Raw genomic sequence first — 16452 nt, 5'->3', positions numbered from 1 at the left:
CTTCTGGCGCTTTCCCATCAAGCGCTAGAGGCCAATTTGACCTCAAGATTGGGCGCAGATACGCTGGCGCAGCAACCGGCTGGCAGCTCCAGCCAGCGCTGTGCGGCAGCCGTCAGCATTTGCACCGGCCCGGTGGTGAGCAGGCGGATGGGCATGGCGCCGTCCGGTGGCGAGGTGTTGAGCAGCCCCGCGCCTTCCAGCAGCCGGCGCGTCTGCCGCGCGACGGGCTCGCCGGTTTCCATGAAGTACACGTCCGGCCCGACCAGCGCTCGCAATTCAGGCTCGACGAAGACGTAGTGCGTGCAGCCGAGCACCAGCGTGTCGATCTGCCCCGGCCCCGTGCCGAATGCGCCCATGGCGTGGATGTAGCGTTCGCACAGGGCCTCGGTTTCTGTCTCCTTCGCATCCACGGGCTGGGCCACGCTGCGCTCGATGGCGTGGGCCAGCCCGTCGCAGGGCTGCACCGTGAACCGGACGTGTCCGTCCAGCGACGCGAGCAGCCGGGCGAACTTGGCGCTGGTGAGCGTGCCCCGCGTGCCGATCACGCCCACATGGCCCGTGCGCGTGGCGGCCAGGGCGGGTTTGAGGGCGGGCTCCAGCCCGACCAGGGGCAGGTCGGGGTGGCTGCCGCGTACTTCATGGATGGCGGCGGCCGTGGCGGTGTTGCAGGCCACCACCAGCGCCTTGATGTGGTGCCGCTCGCGCAGGTACCGCGTGATGGCGTGCGTGCGTGCGGCCACATACGCGTCGCCGCGCTCGCCGTAGGGCGCATGGGCGCTGTCGGCCAGATAGACGAAGCGCTCGTGGGGCAACTCGGCCCGCAGCGCCCGCAGCACGCTCAGACCGCCGACTCCGCTGTCGAAAACGCCGATGGGTCGCTCGTGCCGTTGCTGCGCCATGCTGGATGTGTCATCAGGCCGTGGCGACCTCGATGCCCTTGAACTCGCCGCTGGCGATGCGCTTTTGCCATTCCGCCGGGCCGGTGATGTGGGCGCTGGTGCCGCCGGAATCGACCGCCACGGTGACGGGCATGTCCACCACGTCGAACTCGTAGATGGCTTCCATGCCCAGGTCCTCGAAGCCCACGACCTTGGCGGTCTTGATGGCCTTGCTGACCAGGTAGGCCGCGCCGCCCACGGCCATCAGGTAGGCGCTCTTGTGGTTCTTGATGCTCTCGATGGCGACGGGGCCGCGCTCGGCCTTGCCGATCATGGCGATGAGGCCGGTCTGCTCCAGCATCATGTCGGTGAACTTGTCCATGCGCGTGGCGGTGGTGGGGCCTGCGGGGCCGACCGCTTCATCCTTGACGGGATCGACCGGGCCCACGTAGTAGATGACGCGGTTGGTGAAGTCCACGGGCAGCTTCTCGCCCTTGGCCAGCATGTCCTGGATGCGCTTGTGCGCGGCGTCGCGGCCCGTGAGCATCTTGCCGCTCAGCAGCAGCGTGTCGCCGGGCTTCCAGCTCGCCACTTCCGCCTTGGTAAGCGTGTCCAGGTTGACCTTCTTGCTCTTGTTGTAGTCGGGCGTCCAGTCCACGTTGGGCCACAGGTCCAGGCTGGGCGGGGTGATGTACACGGGGCCGGAGCCGTCCAGCACGAAGTGCGCGTGGCGCGTGGCCGCGCAGTTGGGGATCATGGCGACGGGCTTGCTGGCGGCGTGCGTGGGGTACATCTTGATCTTGATGTCCAGCACCGTGGTCAGGCCGCCCAGACCCTGCGCGCCGATGCCCAGGGCGTTGACCTTTTCGTACAGCTCCAGGCGCAGCTTCTCCACGTCATCGAGCGCGGCACCGCTGGCGGCCTTGGCCTGCAGCTCGTACATGTCCAGGTCGTCCATCAGGCTTTCTTTTGCCATCAGCACGGCCTTCTCCGCCGTGCCGCCGATGCCGATGCCCAGCATGCCGGGCGGGCACCAGCCAGCGCCCATGGTGGGCACGGTCTTGAGCACCCAGTCCACCACGCTGTCGCTGGGGTTGAGCATGACCATCTTGGACTTGTTCTCGCTGCCGCCGCCCTTGGCCGCCACGGTGATGTCCACGGTGTTGCCAGGCACGATCTCCGTAAAGATGACGGCGGGCGTGTTGTCCTTGGTGTTCTTGCGGGCGAACTGCGGGTCGGCGACGACCGAGGCGCGCAGCGTGTTGTCGGGGTGGTTGTAGCCGCGGCGCACGCCTTCGTTGATGGCGTCGTCCAGGCTGCCGGTGAAGCCTTCCCAGCGCACGTCCATGCCCACCTTCAGGAAGACGTTGACGATGCCCGTGTCCTGGCAGATGGGGCGCTGGCCGGTGGCGCTCATCTTGCTGTTGGTGAGGATCTGCGCGATGGCGTCCTTGGCCGCCGGGCTCTGCTCGCGCTCGTAGGCGCGGGCCAGGTGGGCGATGTAGTCGGCCGGGTGGTAGTAGCTGATGTACTGCAGCGCGGCGGCGATGGACTCGATGAGGTCGTCCTGGCGGATGGAGGTGGTCATGGCTGGCGTGTCGTCGTGGGGAGTTTTTTGGAGGGGGACCACGCCCGCGCGTTCGTCCCTGTACCGCACGCCGCATGCGCTCCTGCACGGCAGGGCGCACCGCCGACGGCAGGCAGGCCGTATTTTGACAGACCCCCGCCGCAGACCCCGCCCGCTCAGAAGTCCGGCAGCGGCCCGATGACGGACGGCGTGAAGTCCGCGCTGCCCGTGGGCTTTTCGCCCTGCGACCAGGCCAGCAGCGTGTCCGCAGGCATGGGGTGGGCGTAGAAGAAGCCCTGCAGCTCGTCGCAGCCCATGGCGAGCAGGATGTCGCGCTGGCCGCTGGTTTCCACCCCTTCGGCCACGACGCGCAGGCCCAGGGCGTGGGCCAGGCCCACCACGGCGGCGACCACGGCGCGGGCGTCCTCGCTGTCCTCCAGGTCGTTGACGAAGCTGCGGTCGATCTTGAGCTGCTGCGCGGGCAACTGGCGCAGGTAGTTCAGGCTCGAATAGCCGGTGCCGAAATCGTCGATGGACAGGTACACGCCGATGCGCGCCAGCCCCTCGAAGGTGCGCTGCGTGGCCTTGATGTCCTCCATGGCGACGGACTCGGTGATCTCGCACAGCAGCTGCGACGCATCCAGCCCGTGATAGCGCAGCGCCTGCTCGATGCGGTCGGCCAGCCCGCTTTCGCGCAACTGGTGTACCGACAGGTTGATCGCCACGCGCATGCGCATGCCGTTGCGCCCCCATTCGGCGAGCTGGCGGCAGGCCTCGTTGATGACCCAGTTGCCCAGCCGGCTGATCAGGCCGAAGCGCTCGGCCAGGGCGATGAACACCACGGGGCTGACCATGCCCAGGCGGGGGTGGTGCCAGCGCAGCAGGGCCTCCACGCCGCTGATCTGGCCGCGCGTGCCGTCGATCTTGGGCTGGTAGTGCAGGGTCAGCTCGCCCCGGTCCATCGCCTGGCGCAGGTCGTTCTGCAGCTCCAGCTGCTCCGATGCGTCCGTGCCCATGTGGGGCTGGAACAGCGCGTAGCCGCCGCCCCCGGCGCGCTTGGCGGCGTACATGGCCGCGTCGGCGTTGGCGACCAGCTTGCTGCGCTCGCCGTGGTCGGGATGCACCACGATCCCGATGGAGCAGGTGATCTGCACCTGCCTGCCCGACACTTCGAACGGCCTGGACAGCGAGGTGAGGATGCGGTTGGCCACGCCCACGCAGGCGGCCGCGTCGGTCACGTATTCCAGCAGGATCAGGAACTCGTCACCGCCCACGCGCGCCACGGTGTCGCATTCGCGCGCCTCGGCGCGCAGACGGTCGGCCGTGCTGCGCAGGATCACGTCGCCCGCCGCGTGGCCGAAGGAGTCGTTGATGGGTTTGAACCCGTCCAGGTCCACGAAGAGCACGGCCAGCCGGTCTTCCACGCGGTGGTGGTTGGCGCGGTCCAGGCGCAGCAGGGCGTGGGTGAGCCGGTCCTCGAACAGCAGTCGGTTGGGCAGGCCGGTCAGCGGGTCGGCGAACGCGCGCTTTTGCAGCTCGCTGTTGGCGGCCTGCAGGCGCGTGTTGCTGTCCTGCAGCGACTGCGTGAGGCGCCGGGCAGTGCCCTGCAGCCGCGCGTCCAGAATGGACGTGAGCAGCGCACTCACCAGCAGCATGCCCGCAGCCATGAGCACCAGGGCGGTAAAGCCCGGGCCGCCCAGTTTGCCGGCGCTCAGGCACACCGAGCCCGTGGCGAAGCTGGCAGCCGCCATGCCGGTGTAGTGCATGCCGCAGATGGCCAGGGCCATCACCAAGGACGATGCCAGCTGGTAGGCCGGCCGCTGGCGGGGCGGCACCCGGCGCAGCAGCTGGAAGATGAGCAGCGCGGCGGCGGACGCCAGCACCGCGATCAGCACCGACAAGGCCACGAGGGCGGGGCTCCACACGATGCCGGGCGCCATTTCCATGGCTGCCATGCCGATGTAGTGCATGCCGCTGATGCCCGCGCCCATGACCAGCGCGCCCAGCACCAACTGGGCACGGCTGAAATCCGGGCGGCTGGCCAGGTGCAGGGCCATGGCCGAGGCGCAGACGGCAGCCGTCCACGACAGCAGCGTGAGCCCCCCGGCGAAGCCGACTTCGATCGGCAGCTGGAAAGCCTGCATGCCTGCGAAGTGCATGGACCAGATGCCCGTGCCCATCACCACCGAGCCCGCAGCCCACCACGCCAGGCTGATGCGCCGCTGCGCCGTGCGCACCCGCCGCGCCAGGTCCAGCGTCACGTACGAGGCGAGCATGGCAATGGCGAAGGACGCGGCCACCACGAACAGGTTGTAGCTGTAGGGCATGAACGTGCTCATGGTTTTTTTGGAAAAGCAGGTGTGTGGTGTGGCGTCAGGACGCATCGGGCGTCTGGGTGAGTTTAGCCATAGTGCGCGCAGAGGGCTTGTGTGCCACGGGACACAGGGTCGCATCGGCGCCTCACGGCCCTCCAAATAAGAATGGTTTGTTTTTGCATTATCCTGCCGGGCTTGCCGTTTGCTGGCCCACCGTTGACTGGAGAACACCGCATGACCTTCCGCACCGAACGCGACACCTTCGGCCCCATCGAAGTCCCCGCCGACAGGCTCTGGGGCGCGCAGACGCAGCGTTCGCTGCAGAACTTCGACATCTCCGGCGAGCGCCAGCCGCGCGAGATCATCAAGGCGCTGGCGCAGGTCAAGCGCGCGTCGGCCACCGTCAACCACGCGCTGGGCCTGCTCGATGCGAAGAAGAAAGACGCCATCGTCGCCGCCGCGCAGGAGGTCATCGACGGCAGGCACCCCGATGAATTCCCGCTCGTCGTCTGGCAGACCGGCTCGGGGACGCAGACCAACATGAACCTCAACGAGGTCATCGCCAACCGTGCCAGCGAACTGCTGGGCGGCGAGCGCGGCGAGTCGCGCCTGGTACACCCCAACGACGACGTGAACAAGAGCCAGTCGTCCAACGACGTGTTCCCCACCGCCTCGCACGTCGCCGCCGTCGATGCGCTGACGAACAAGCTGTTGCCCGCCATCGAGGTGCTGCAAAAGACCCTGGCGCAGAAGGCTCAGGACTTCGACGGCATCGTGAAGATCGGCCGCACCCATTTGCAGGACGCCACGCCGCTCACGCTGGGCCAGGAAATCTCCGGCTGGGTCGCGCAGCTCGAACACGGCGCCAGGCACGTGAAGGACGCGCTGCCCCACCTGTGCGAGCTGGCCCTGGGCGGCACCGCCGTGGGCACGGGCCTGAACGCGCCCAAGGGCTACGCCGAAGGCGTGGCCCAGGAGCTGGCCGCCATCACCGGCCTGCCTTTCGTCACCTCGCCCAACAAGTTCGAGTCGCTCGCCTCGCAGGACGCGCTGGTACATGCCCACGGCGCGCTCAAGACCCTGGCCGCCAGCATGAACAAGATCGCCAACGACGTGCGCTGGCTCGCCAGCGGCCCGCGCAGCGGCATCGGCGAGATCAGCATTCCCGAGAACGAGCCCGGTTCGTCCATCATGCCCGGCAAGGTCAACCCCACGCAGAGCGAAGCCATCACCATGCTGGCCGCGCAGGTCATGGGCAACGACGTGGCCATCAACATCGGCGGCATGTCGGGCAATTTCGAGCTGAACGTGTTCCGGCCCCTGGTGGCGCACAACTTTTTGCAGAGCGTGCGCCTGCTGGCCGACGGCATCATCAGTTTCAACAACAACTGCGCCGTGGGCATCGAGCCCAACCGCGAGCGCATCGACCACCTGGTCCAGCAGTCGCTGATGCTGGTGACCGCGCTGAACCCGCACATCGGCTACGACAAGGCCGCCTACATCGCCAAGAAGGGCCACAAGGAAGGCACCAGCCTGCGCGATGCAGCCATTGCCTCGGGCCACGTCACGGCAGAGCAGTTCGACCAGTGGGTGGTGCCGGAGAACATGGTGGGCCGTTAAGGAGCCTCTGCACGAATCGTCGCGCCGTGTGCATCTGCGGACTCGGGCGGTCTGCGGCGTTGCAAATGCTCGCAATAGCTACGGCTATTGCTGCGCTTTGCGCCTGGCAGCCCATCCCGATCCGCAGCACACACTTACCGCTCGATTCGTGCAGAGGCTCCTTAATGGTCAAATTGGCCTCTAGCGCTTATCCATAAAGCGCTTGTAGCTATTAAAAGTATAGCTCAAGCCTCTGGCGCGTCGAACGCGAAGCCCACGCCATAGACCGAGCGGATCCACTCGTGCCCGCTGCCGCCCGTTACCTTGTCGAGCTTCTTGCGCAGGTTCTTGATGTGGCTGTCGATGGCGCGCTCCTGCACGTCCAGCGTGTCGTCGTAGGCCAGATCGAGCAGTTGCGCGCGCGAATGGATGCGCCCCGGCTGGCGCGCCAGCACCTGCAGCAGGCGGAACTCGCGCCGCGTCAGGGCCAGCGGCGTGCCGTGCAGCGTGGCCTGCCACTGGGCCTCGTCCAGCACCAGGGCCGACGGTGGCGGGGCGGCCTCGGGCTGGGCGAGCGTTGCGCGGCGCAGCACGGCCTTGACGCGGGCCACCACCTCGCGCGGGGAGAAGGGCTTGCAGATGTAGTCGTCCGCGCCCAGCTCCAGGCCGATGAGGCGGTCCACCTCCTCGACGCGGGCGGTCAGCATGATCACGGGGTTCTGCGTAATGCGCCGGGCCTGGCGCAGCACTTCCAGCCCGTCCATGCCGGGCAGCATGATGTCCAGCAGCGTCAGGTCGGGCGGGGGGATCTGGCCGATGCGTTCCAGCGCGGCGCGGCCGTCGGCCACGTGTTCGGCGGTGTAGCCCGCGTGGCGCAGATAGTCCACCACGATGGCGGCGATGTCGGCTTCGTCTTCGACGACGAGGATGTGCTGGTTCATGGCGTGGTGGTGGTGTCGATGAGGGGCAGATCCAGCACGATGCGCAGGCCGCCCAGGGGCGAGTGCTGGGCGGTGATGCGCCCGCCGTGCGCCTGCACGATGGTGCGGCTGATGGCCAGACCCAGGCCCGAGCCGCCCACGTCGCCCTCTGCGCGGGCGCGCGAGCTCTCGGCGCGGTACAGGCGCTCGAACAGGTGCGGCAGTTCATGGTCGGCCACGCCGGGGGCGCTGTCGTCCCACTGCAGGCGCAGCCAGCGGCGGGCGTCTTCGCGCACGGTGTCGGCGGTGATGTGCAGCTGGCCGCCCGGGTGGGTGTAGCGCAGGGTGTTTTCGAGCAGGTTGTTGAACACCTGGTGGAGTTGCTGCGCGTCGCCCAGGATCAGCGGGGCATGCGCCGGTGCATCGGGCGGCTGCACGTGGATGCGGGCCTGCTCCAGGCGCGGCTGCATGGCGGCCAGGGCTTCGCCCAGCAGAGCCAGCGGGTGGACGGGCACGTGGTGCTGCGCGGGTGCGGCGGCGGTGCCGTCCAGGCTGGCGCGCAGGTCGCCCACGAGCTGGATCAGGCGCATGACTTGCCGGTGCAGGCGCAGGGCGGTCTTGTCGCCCCAGGGGCGGATGCCGTCCTGCAGCGCCTCGATCTCGGCGCGCATCGCGGCCAGGGGTGTGCGCAGTTCGTGGGCCACGTCGCCCAGCCATTGGCGGCGCGAGGCTTCGATGCCCGCGAGCTGGCCCGCCATGTCGTTGAAGGTGCGGGTCAGCTGCGCCAGTTCGTCGTCGCCCGCCACGGGTACGCGCGTGTCCAGCCGCCCGACCGCGATGGCCCGCGCGCCTTCGGCCAGCGCCTGCACGGGCGCGAGCCAGCGGCGCGCCAGCCAGGCCGAGAGCGCCAGGGCCAGCGCCAGTCCGGCCAGCCCCGTCCAGGCGACGAAGCCCATGTGCTCGCGCAGGAAGGCGCGGTCGGCCTCGCTGTGCAGGTCGTCGGGCGGCGAGAGGACGAGGTGGCCGATGGCCGCGCCGTTCGCGTCCGCCAGCGCCAGCCGCGCCGCGCCTGCGAGCGGCGGGCTGCCCGCCACCAGCTTGCCGTCGGCGTCCAGCAGGCCCAGGCGGCCATAGACGGAGGGCGGGCCGCCATCGGGCGGCGGCGGGGGCGGCATGCCGGGGGGCTCGCGCTGGCCGGAGGGATCGCGCTGGCCGTTGGGCTGGGGTGGCGGGTTGTCCCCACCCTCACGCGGCCCCTGGGGGCGTGGCGGCGGGCCGCCTTGCCGATTGGGGCCGTTCTGGCGCAATTGGCGCCACAACTGGGGCTGCTGGCGCAGCGCGTTCCAACCGCCGGATTGTGCGTGGTGCTGCTGCAGGCGCTCGGCCAGCCAGTCCATGCGTGCCAGCTCGATGCTTGCCACGTAGGGCCCCAGGCCGCGTTGCAGCGCCCAGCGCGAGAAGCCCGCGAACAGCAACACCAGTACTACCAGCAGGGCGGCGAGGGCCAGGAAGGCTTTGCGTTGCAGGGTGAGGCGGGGCAGGCGCACGAAGACGGGCTTCTGATTCAGTTGGATGGCGGCGGGGGCGGGCGGTGGCCGGGCTGGCCGTCGGGCCGTGCGGCCAGGGTGGTGCCCGATCCGGTGGCGGTTGAGCGGCAGGTGCCGGTCAGCGTCTTGCCGTCGGGCATGGTCATGGTGACTGCGGTGCCCTCGGCCTTGCCCTGGCAGGCGGTGAAGGCTTCGGGGGGAGGGGCGGGCGGCGCGCCGCGTCCATTTGGCTGGGCTAGGGCGGCGATGGGGGTCGCCACCGCGCTGCACAGCAGTGCGGCGATGAAGGTGTGGCGAAGGGCTGGCATGGTGTGGGGCCTTTCTTGCATTGGGCTGAAATGGGGTCAGGCAGCCAGGCCGACGGAGATGGTGGCGGTATAGCCGCTGGTGGTGTTGCCCGAGAAGGTCGGCGTCTGCCAGGCGATCTGCGCGTCGGTGTTGTCGCCGAAGACGTTGTCGGAGTCCAGGGTGACGTTGGACAGGTTCGACACGCTGGCGCTGTAGCCGCTGACGTTGTTGTACACCGTGGTGCAGACATCCTTGGGCAGCGCCATCTGCGAGGTCAGCAGCTTGTTGGTGTAGCTGCTGGCGCTGTTGATGCTCTTGTACACCTCGAAGTGGATGTGCGGCCAGCGACCGGAGTAGCAGGCGGGGAAGATGGTGACGAAGGTGCATTGGCCGTTGGCGTCGGTGGCCTGCACGCCGCGCAGGTAGTTCTGGTTCTGCACGCCGCTGCTGTACAGCGAGTAGGTGCCGTCGCGCGTGCAGTGCCACAGGTAGATGGCGTAACCCTCCAGCGGCTCGCAGCTGTTGTTCACGTCCACCAGCGTGATGGTGAGCGTGAGCTGCAGCCCCTGGGCCGTGCCGCTGAGGCTGCCGAAGCTGCTGCGGATGTCGCTGCGCACCACGCCGCTTTGCGTCAGCACGTTGACGACACCGCTGCCACTGACGCTGTTGGAGCCGTCGCCAGGGTAGGGGCCTGCGGTTTCGGTCGGATCGACGATGCAGGTGCCGCTGGTACTGCTGCTGGAGCTGGAACTGGAGCTACTGGAGCTGGAACTGCTGGAACTGCTTGTGCTGTCGGTCGTGCTGGAGCTTGTGTCGGAGCTGTCGTTGCCCCCACCCCCGCCGCAGGACGGCAGCACCAGTGCGGCCCCACCCGAGGCGAGCAGGCCCAGCATGCGGCGCCGCTCCATCAGGCGCTGGGCCATGACCTGCATGTCGTGCCGAAGGCCGAGGTCGTGTTCGTGGGGCTCGTGAAGCGTTTCCATATAAGGGCTCTCCTGTTTTGCAGAGCACCAATATATCGCTCGACTTGGGAGGAAATTGGACGGGCCACGCGAGGCCGGTTGTGGGATTGCTATTGTTTTAGTAGCTGTCGGCGCTTGTTGAATAAGCGCTGAGGGCCAATTTGACCTGTAATTTTCAGGATGCTCAGTGTTTCGCCTGCGATACGTTCAGCAACTTGTCGGTGAAGGCAATGGCCAGCGCCGAGAGCAGGAACACCAGATGGATGATGGTCTGCCACATCAGCACCTTCACGTCGTAGTTGGCGGCGTTGATGAAGGTCTTGAGCAGGTGGATGGAGCTGATGCCGATGATGGACAGCCCCAGCTTCACCTTCAGCACCGAGGCGTTCACGTGGCCCAGCCACTCGGGCTGGTCGGGGTGCTGGTCCAGCCCCAGGCGGGAGACGAAGGTCTCGTAGCCGCCCACGATCACCATGATGAGCAGGTTGGAGATCATCACCACGTCGATCAGCGCCAGCACCACCAGCATGATCACCGTCTCGTTGAGCGAGGTGACGGGCGCTTCGGGCTTGTAGCCGATGCTGTGGACCAGCGCTTCGAGCGCATGCTGGTTGCCAAACGCCGCCTCCACCAGATGCCACAGCTCCACCAGGAAGTGCCACACGTACACCCCCTGGGCGGCGATCAGGCCGAGGTACAGCGGCAGTTGCAGCCAGCGGCTGGCGAAGATCAGCGCGGGCAGCGGGCGCAGTGGCGAGGAAGTGGTGGCGGGGTGTGCGGGCTGGCTCATACAAAACAAGGCAACAAGGGGAATGGTCAGGGACGCGCGATTGTAGTTTTGTAAGCTTGGCGCCAGTCAGTGGCCTGTAAGTGCCGCGTTCGACAGTACCGGCCCATTCCAATTCCAACCAGACCCAGGAGACAAAACCATGAGTGCGCCTACATCCGCGATCGAATCCGTGCTGGTCGAAAACCGCGTGTTTCCGCCCGCCGATGCCGTCGTGCGCGCCGCCCGCGTGTCGGGCATGCAGGGCTACGAGGCGCTGTGCGCCGAGGCCGAGCGGGACATCGAGGGCTTCTGGGCGCGCCTGGCGCGCGAGAACCTGCAGTGGACGAAACCCTTCACCCAGACGCTGGACGAGTCCAACGCCCCGTTCTACCAGTGGTTCGCCGACGGCGAGCTGAACGCATCGGCCAACTGCCTGGACCGCCACCTGGGCACACCGGTCGAGAACAAGACTGCCATCCGCTTCGAGGCCGACGACGGCGCCGTGACCGAGGTCACCTACAAGGACCTGCTGGCGCGCGTGGGCCAGTTCGCCAACGCGCTCAAGGCGCGCGGCGTGCAAAAGGGCGACCGCGTGCTCATCTACATGCCCATGACCATCGAGGGCGTGGTCGCCATGCAGGCGTGCGCGCGCATCGGCGCCACGCACAGCGTGGTGTTCGGCGGCTTCTCGGCCAAGGCGCTGCAGGAGCGCACCATCGACGCCGGGGCCGTCGCCATCATCACGGCCAACTACCAGGTGCGCGGCGGCAAGGAGCTGCCGCTCAAGGCCATCGTCGATGAAGCCCTGGCCATGGGCGGCTGCGACTGCGTGAAGACCGTGTTCGTCTATGAGCGCACGGCGAGCAGCTGGAGCCGTGCGCCGGGCCGCGACATCACCTTTACCGAGGCGCTGGCGGGCCAGAGCACCGAATGCGCCCCCGTGCCCGTGGGCGCCGAGCACCCGCTGTTCATCCTGTACACCAGCGGCTCCACCGGCAAGCCCAAGGGCGTGCAGCACTCCACCGGCGGCTACCTGCTGTGGGCGCGCCAGACCATGCTGTGGACCTTCGACCTGCAGCCCAGCGACGTGTTCTGGTGTACAGCCGACATCGGCTGGATCACCGGCCACTCGTACGTGGCCTACGGCCCGCTGGCCGCGGGCGCGACGCAGGTGGTGTTCGAGGGCGTGCCTACCTTCCCGCACGCGGGCCGCTTCTGGGAGATGATCGAGCGGCACCATGTGTCAATCTTCTACACTGCGCCCACGGCCATCCGCTCGCTCATCAAGGCGGCCGATTCGGATGAAAAGGTACACCCGAAGAACTGGAACCTCTCCAGCCTGCGCATCCTGGGCAGCGTGGGCGAGCCCATCAACCCCGAGGCGTGGATGTGGTACTACCGCCATGTGGGCGGCGAGCGCTGCCCCATCGTGGACACCTTCTGGCAGACCGAGAACGGCGGCCACGTCATCACCCCGCTGCCGGGCGCCACGCCGCTGGTTCCGGGCAGTTGCACGCTGCCGTTGCCGGGCATCCAGGCCGCCATCGTCGATGAGACGGGCAAGGACATCCCCAACGGCTCGGGCGGCATGCTGGTCATCAAGCGCCCGTGGCCGTCCATGATCCGCACCATCTGGGGCGACCCCGAGCGCTTCAAGAAGAGCTACTTCCCCGAAGAAATGGGCGGCACCTTCTACCTGGCGGGCGACGGCGCGGTGCGCTCGGTGGACCGTGGCTACTTCCGCATCACGGGCCGCATCGACGACGTGCTGAACGTCAGCGGCCACCGCATGGGCACGATGGAGATCGAATCGGCCCTGGTCTCCAAGACCGACCTCGTGGCCGAGGCCGCCGTGGTGGGCCGCCCCGACGACCTCACGGGCGAGGCCATCTGCGCCTTCGTGGTGCTCAAGCGCGCCCGCCCCACGGGCGAGGAGGCCAAGCAGATCGCCAACGAACTGCGCAACTGGGTGGCCAAGGAGATCGGCCCCATTGCCAAGCCCAAGGACATCCGTTTCGGCGACAACCTGCCCAAGACACGCAGCGGCAAGATCATGCGGCGACTGCTGCGCAGCCTGGCCAAGGGCGAGGCGATCACGCAGGACACGTCCACGCTGGAGAATCCGGCAATCCTGGATCAGTTGGCCCAGACCAATTGATCGGCGCTGTAGGACGCCGCCGGAAATCAGCTTCGACCGCCGTCCGCATGGGTTACAACGGCGGCATTGCGTGATTTTCTGGAGGTTTTCCCATGCGCTTGCGATCCCTCGTGCTCTTGCTGGTCGTGGCGGCCATCGCCGCGCTGGCCGTGCTCAACTGGCCCGCGCTGGTGGCACCGTCCGAGGTGTCGCTGGGCGTCGCCTCGGTGCAGGCGCCGCTGGGGCTCATCATGCTGGCGCTGACCGCGCTGCTGGGCATCCTCGGCGTGGCCTACGTGCTGTCGCTGCAGGGCTCGGTGCTCATGGAAACGCGCCGCCACACCAAGGAGCTGCAAGCCCAGCGCGAGCTGGCCGACAAGGCCGAGGCGTCGCGCTTCACCGAGCTGCGCGCCTTTCTGGACACCCAGCACCAGACGCTAGCGCAGCGACTGGACCAGCTCGAAGCACGGATGGCGGCCCGTGTACAGGAAAGCGACAACACCACGGCTGCCTACGTCGGGCAGCTGGAGCAGCAATTGCGCGCGCGCGGCGGCGGGGTTGGCCCCCTGGTCTGAGTCGGTCTGAGCTGAAAACAAAAAGCCGCGCTCATGCGCGGCTTTTTTCGACTCACCGGCTGGGCCTGCGCGGCGTCACTTCAAGCTCAGCACCCAGGCCGCCAGCTTCTTGGCTTCGGCCTCGTTCACCTGTGCATTGGCGGGCATGGGCACGGGGCCCCACACGCCAGAGCCGCCCTTGACGATCTTGGCGGCCAGCTTGTCCACGGCGTCCTTTTGGCCCGCGTACTTGGCCGCCACGTCCTTGTACGAGGGGCCCACCAGCTTCTTGTCCACCGCATGGCAGGCCATGCAGTTCTTGGACGTTGCCAGCGCCAGGTCGGCCATGGCGGGCGCGGCAACCGACAGTGTCATGGCAAGGGCAATCAGGGTACGCTTCATGGTGGGGCTTCCTGTGGTTGGGTTACAGTTCTTTTCAATGGGATTGTAGTGACTGGGGTTGACAGGCCCCATGCGGCATTCTCCGCGTTTCGATGGCGTTTCTTTCTGGAGACTGTGATGTACCTGCTGGGCCTTTCACTCATTTTGCTGGCGCTCAAATACTTCGAGATCGGCCCCGTGGCCGGGTGGTCGTGGTGGTGGGTGCTGGCCCCCTTCGCGGCCACGGCGCTATGGTGGGCCTGGGCCGATTCGACGGGATACACCAAGCGTAAAGCCGTGGAAAAGATGGAGCAGCGCAAGAAGGACCGCATCAACAAGCACAAGGAAGCGCTGGGCATGGGGCCGCGCAAGCGTTGAGTCTTTCTTCCCCCCTCAAACCAAAAAGCCCACGGCATGGCGCCGTGGGCTTTTTTGCGCCAGGTGGCGCTGCGGCCGGATCAGTAGGCGTCCAGCACCGCGCCCTTGCTGGCGCTCGATGCGTTGAACGCGAACTTGGCCTGCACGCCGCGCGTGTAGCGCGGGGCGGGCGGCGTCCAGCCTGCGCGGCGCTGGGCGATCTCGGCCTCGGGTACGTTCAGCTCCAGCTTCAACTGGTGCGCGTCGATGGTGATGCTGTCGCCTTCCTTCACAAAGGCAATCGTGCCGCCCGCCGCTGCCTCGGGCGCGACGTGGCCGACCACCATGCCCCAGGTGCCGCCGGAGAAGCGCCCGTCGGTAATCAAGCCCACGCTCTCGCCCAGGCCCGCGCCGATCAGCGCGCCCGTGGGCGCCAGCATCTCGGGCATGCCGGGGCCGCCCTTGGGGCCCAGGTAGCGCAGCACCATCACGTCGCCTGCCTTGATCTTTCCGTCCAGGATGGCTTGCAGGGCCGACTGCTCGTCGTCGAACACGCGGGCCGGGCCGGTGATGACGGGGTTCTTCAGGCCCGTGATCTTGGCGACGGCGCCCTCGGGGCTCAGGTTGCCCTTCAGGATGGCCAGGTGGCCCTGCGCGTACATGGGGTTGCTGATGGGGCGGATCACGTCCTGGTCGGCGCGGGGTTCATTGGGCACGTCTTTCAGCACCTCGGCGACGGTCTTGCCGGTGATGGTGATGCAGTCGCCATGCAGCAGGCCCGCGTTCAGCAAGATCTTCATCACCTGCGGGATGCCGCCCGCGCGGTGCAGGTCCACGGCCAGGTACTTGCCGCTGGGCTTGAGGTCGCACAGCACCGGCGTCTTCTGGCGGATGCGCTCGAAGTCGTCAATCGTCCACTCCACACCCGCCGCGTGCGCGATGGCGAGAAAGTGCAGCACCGCGTTGGTCGATCCGCCCGTCGCCATGATGACGGCCACGGCGTTCTCGATCGCCTTCTTGGTCACGATGTCGCGGGGCTTCAGGTCCTTCTTGATGGCCTCGATCAGCACCTTGGCCGATTCCTTGGCCGAGTTCTGCTTCTCGTCGTGCGGGTTCGCCATGGTGGACGAATACGGCAGGCTGATGCCCAGCGCCTCGAACGCGCTCGACATGGTGTTGGCCGTGTACATGCCGCCGCACGAGCCGGTGCCGGGGATGGCGCGCTTTTCGATCTCCTTCAGGTCGAAGTCGCTCATCTTGCCCGCCGCGTTCTCGCCCACGGCCTCGAACACGCTCACGATGTTCAGGTCTTGCCCCTTGTAGCTGCCGGGCAGGATGGTGCCGCCATAGACGTAGATGGCGGGCACGTTGGCGCGCAGCATGCCCATCAGGCCGCCGGGCATGTTCTTGTCGCAGCCGCCCACCACCAGCACGCCGTCCATCCACTGGCCCTGCACGCAGGTCTCGATGCAGTCGCTGATGACCTCGCGGCTCACCAGGCTGTACTTCATGCCCTCGGTGCCCATGGCCATGCCGTCGCTGATGGTGGGCGTGCCGAACACCTGGGCGTTGCCACCCGCTTCCTCGATGCCTGCGATGGCCGCGTCCGCCAGCTTTTGCAGGCCGCTGTTGCAGGGCGTGATGGTGCTGTGGCCGTTGGCCACGCCCACCATGGGCTTGACGAAGTCGCCCTCCTGGTAACCCATGGCGTAGTACATGGAACGGTTGGGCGCGCGCGACTTGCCCTGGGTGATGTTGGCGCTGCGGCGGTTGATGGGCTGGATGGGAATGGTCTTGCTGTCTGCCATGGCGGATTTCCTCGTGGGCTTGTTGTAGGGATGACGGCGGCAAGTATGCGGTGTTTGGCGCGCGCTTTCCAATCCCTTTCATCGCCGCGATTGATATGCTTGGCATATGAAAGAGCCGTTGATTGATATGCGCGTCTGGCGGCAATTCGTCGCCGTGGCCGAGGAGCTGCACTTTGGCCGCGCCGCCCAGCGCCTGCACATCACCCAGCCGCCGCTGACGCAGGCCATCGCCCAGCTCGAAAAGACGCTGGGCGTGCCGCTGTTCGACCGCACCAGCCGCCGCGTGCTGCTGACCCCCGCTGGCGAGGCCCTGCTGCCCGACGTGCGCGACCTGCTCGCCCGCGCCCAGGCCCTGCCCGCGCGGGCGCGT

Annotated in this window: 15 protein-coding genes; 5 read left to right on the top strand and 10 right to left on the bottom strand. The window is 67.6% G+C overall.

Annotated features, from left to right (window positions below; translation table 11 throughout):
* Positions 1-17: 17 nt before the first annotated feature.
* The 3 genes from murI to QM569_RS05600 all read right to left on the bottom strand — a co-directional run bounded on the left by murI (position 18) and on the right by QM569_RS05600 (position 4784).
* Positions 18-899, bottom strand: a complete 882-nt coding sequence (gene murI, locus QM569_RS05610; RefSeq protein ID WP_414986245.1) for a glutamate racemase — start codon at positions 897-899, stop codon at positions 18-20.
* Between the two features lie 13 nt (positions 900-912).
* Positions 913-2466, bottom strand: coding sequence for a fumarate hydratase (locus QM569_RS05605; RefSeq protein WP_414986244.1), 1554 nt, complete (start codon positions 2464-2466; stop codon positions 913-915).
* 155 nt (positions 2467-2621) lie between these two features.
* Positions 2622-4784, bottom strand: a complete 2163-nt coding sequence (locus QM569_RS05600) for a putative bifunctional diguanylate cyclase/phosphodiesterase (RefSeq protein ID WP_414986243.1) — start codon at positions 4782-4784, stop codon at positions 2622-2624.
* 210 nt (positions 4785-4994) lie between these two features.
* Between QM569_RS05600 and fumC the strand changes: the two genes are divergently transcribed.
* Positions 4995-6380, top strand: a complete 1386-nt coding sequence (gene fumC, locus QM569_RS05595; RefSeq protein ID WP_414986242.1) for a class II fumarate hydratase — start codon at positions 4995-4997, stop codon at positions 6378-6380.
* 224 nt (positions 6381-6604) lie between these two features.
* Here fumC and QM569_RS05590 read toward each other — a convergent pair whose 3' ends face one another.
* The 5 genes from QM569_RS05590 to QM569_RS05570 form a co-directional block, all read right to left on the bottom strand.
* Complete coding sequence (locus tag QM569_RS05590) at positions 6605-7300, bottom strand: response regulator (RefSeq protein ID WP_414986241.1); 696 nt, start codon at positions 7298-7300, stop codon at positions 6605-6607.
* Positions 7297-8820 (bottom strand): ATP-binding protein, encoded by a 1524-nt coding sequence (locus tag QM569_RS05585; protein ID WP_414986261.1) that lies wholly within the window; start codon positions 8818-8820, stop codon positions 7297-7299. Before QM569_RS05585 ends, QM569_RS05590 begins: the two co-directional genes overlap by 4 nt.
* 23 nt (positions 8821-8843) lie before the next feature.
* Positions 8844-9134, bottom strand: coding sequence for a hypothetical protein (locus QM569_RS05580; RefSeq protein ID WP_414986240.1), 291 nt, complete (start codon positions 9132-9134; stop codon positions 8844-8846).
* Between the two features lie 36 nt (positions 9135-9170).
* Positions 9171-10097 (bottom strand): intradiol ring-cleavage dioxygenase, encoded by a 927-nt coding sequence (locus QM569_RS05575; RefSeq protein WP_414986239.1) that lies wholly within the window; start codon positions 10095-10097, stop codon positions 9171-9173.
* 163 nt (positions 10098-10260) lie between these two features.
* Entirely contained in the window at positions 10261-10866 is a 606-nt protein-coding gene (locus QM569_RS05570; protein WP_414986238.1) for a TIGR00645 family protein, read from the bottom strand.
* 139 nt (positions 10867-11005) lie between these two features.
* On the opposite strand from QM569_RS05570, the gene acs reads away from it, so the two are divergent.
* Together acs and QM569_RS05560 are read left to right on the top strand one after the other, a co-directional pair.
* Complete coding sequence (gene acs / locus QM569_RS05565; RefSeq protein ID WP_414986237.1) at positions 11006-13003, top strand: acetate--CoA ligase; 1998 nt, start codon at positions 11006-11008, stop codon at positions 13001-13003.
* A 92-nt stretch (positions 13004-13095) separates the two neighbouring features.
* Complete coding sequence (locus QM569_RS05560; protein ID WP_414986236.1) at positions 13096-13557, top strand: LapA family protein; 462 nt, start codon at positions 13096-13098, stop codon at positions 13555-13557.
* A gap of 75 nt (positions 13558-13632) precedes the next feature.
* Here QM569_RS05560 and QM569_RS05555 read toward each other — a convergent pair whose 3' ends face one another.
* Positions 13633-13938, bottom strand: coding sequence for a c-type cytochrome (locus tag QM569_RS05555; RefSeq protein WP_414986235.1), 306 nt, complete (start codon positions 13936-13938; stop codon positions 13633-13635).
* Positions 13939-14055: 117 nt separating this feature from the next.
* Here QM569_RS05555 and QM569_RS05550 point away from each other — a divergent pair, with 117 nt between their 5' ends.
* The gene (locus QM569_RS05550) at positions 14056-14295 is read left to right on the top strand and encodes a TIGR04438 family Trp-rich protein (RefSeq protein ID WP_414986234.1); all 240 of its coding nucleotides are present in this window, start codon (positions 14056-14058) and stop codon (positions 14293-14295) included.
* A gap of 80 nt (positions 14296-14375) precedes the next feature.
* Here QM569_RS05550 and ilvD read toward each other — a convergent pair whose 3' ends face one another.
* Positions 14376-16082: a dihydroxy-acid dehydratase gene (ilvD, locus tag QM569_RS05545; protein ID WP_414986233.1), complete on the bottom strand. Its 1707-nt coding sequence runs from the start codon at positions 16080-16082 to the stop codon at positions 14376-14378.
* A gap of 106 nt (positions 16083-16188) precedes the next feature.
* On the opposite strand from ilvD, the gene QM569_RS05540 reads away from it, so the two are divergent.
* On the top strand, positions 16189-16452 hold a 264-nt coding region (locus QM569_RS05540), incomplete at its 3' end, for a LysR family transcriptional regulator (RefSeq protein WP_414986232.1).

This window comes from Acidovorax sp., from assembly GCF_047607405.1.
Taxonomy (GTDB): domain Bacteria; phylum Pseudomonadota; class Gammaproteobacteria; order Burkholderiales; family Burkholderiaceae_C; genus Acidovorax.
Note: the sequence above shows the minus strand (reverse complement) of the source record. Positions and strands in the feature narration are given on the sequence as shown.

Bases quoted from the DNA above. Each gene is read 5' to 3' on its own strand.
- QM569_RS05590 (WP_414986241.1), bottom strand. From the start codon at position 7,300: ATGAACCAGCACATCCTCGTCGTCGAAGACGAAGCCGACATCGCCGCC.
- QM569_RS05550 (WP_414986234.1), top strand. From the start codon at position 14,056: ATGTACCTGCTGGGCCTTTCACTCATTTTGCTGGCGCTCAAATACTTC.
- QM569_RS05555 (WP_414986235.1), bottom strand. From the start codon at position 13,938: ATGAAGCGTACCCTGATTGCCCTTGCCATGACACTGTCGGTTGCCGCG.
- QM569_RS05580 (WP_414986240.1), bottom strand. From the start codon at position 9,134: ATGCCAGCCCTTCGCCACACCTTCATCGCCGCACTGCTGTGCAGCGCG.
- QM569_RS05575 (WP_414986239.1), bottom strand. From the start codon at position 10,097: ATGGAAACGCTTCACGAGCCCCACGAACACGACCTCGGCCTTCGGCAC.
- QM569_RS05600 (WP_414986243.1), bottom strand. From the start codon at position 4,784: ATGAGCACGTTCATGCCCTACAGCTACAACCTGTTCGTGGTGGCCGCG.
- ilvD (WP_414986233.1), bottom strand. From the start codon at position 16,082: ATGGCAGACAGCAAGACCATTCCCATCCAGCCCATCAACCGCCGCAGC.
- QM569_RS05605 (WP_414986244.1), bottom strand. From the start codon at position 2,466: ATGACCACCTCCATCCGCCAGGACGACCTCATCGAGTCCATCGCCGCC.
- murI (WP_414986245.1), bottom strand. From the start codon at position 899: ATGGCGCAGCAACGGCACGAGCGACCCATCGGCGTTTTCGACAGCGGA.
- acs (WP_414986237.1), top strand. From the start codon at position 11,006: ATGAGTGCGCCTACATCCGCGATCGAATCCGTGCTGGTCGAAAACCGC.
- QM569_RS05560 (WP_414986236.1), top strand. From the start codon at position 13,096: ATGCGCTTGCGATCCCTCGTGCTCTTGCTGGTCGTGGCGGCCATCGCC.
- fumC (WP_414986242.1), top strand. From the start codon at position 4,995: ATGACCTTCCGCACCGAACGCGACACCTTCGGCCCCATCGAAGTCCCC.
- QM569_RS05570 (WP_414986238.1), bottom strand. From the start codon at position 10,866: ATGAGCCAGCCCGCACACCCCGCCACCACTTCCTCGCCACTGCGCCCG.